General features: G+C 27.3%; 1 pseudogene. It reads left to right on the forward strand.

Going from position 1 to position 557, the window contains the following annotated elements:
- Window positions 1–531, forward strand: a pseudogene (locus MBBTH_RS00600) (ISNCY-like element ISM1 family transposase); the annotation flags it as partial.
- Between the last annotated feature and the right edge of the window lie 26 nt (window positions 532–557).

Here is a 557-nt window from a genome sequence, read left to right on the forward strand (position 1 = left end):
AAAAAATTTATTCTAGATTCAACGGCAAATAAACCATTTATTTGCTTAACAACAGACTTATTCCCAATGTATCGTAACGTAGCAGATGAAATAGGAGTAAAACATCAATTATGCAAATTTCATTTATTCCAAACAATAAATCATAAATTAAAAGTATACTGTAGACGAAACAAGATAAATGGAAAAGCAAGAGACCATATTTACGAAAATGCAAATGAATTGAAAAATTGTTTCAGACAAAACTCAAAACAGGAAGCAATAAACCAATTTAAACAATATTTACAAAATTACAGAGCCATTCCAGTCGTATTAAAAGATTTTATAAGAAAACACATCATCATGCACTTTCACAGATACGTAGAACACTTAGATGATGAAAATATAGAAAAAACATCCAATAAAGTAGAAAACTACTACAGACAAACCAATCCAGAAAAAATAAAGAAATTATACAAGACCAAAAATGGAATTCTAACCTTTTTAGACTTCCAAATGCAAAACTGGACACAAAAACACATAAAAATTAAATAAGCCTATAAAATTTTACAGACTCAAAA

The sequence above is a fragment of the Methanobrevibacter thaueri genome, assembly GCF_003111625.1.
Classification (GTDB): domain Archaea; phylum Methanobacteriota; class Methanobacteria; order Methanobacteriales; family Methanobacteriaceae; genus Methanocatella; species Methanocatella thaueri.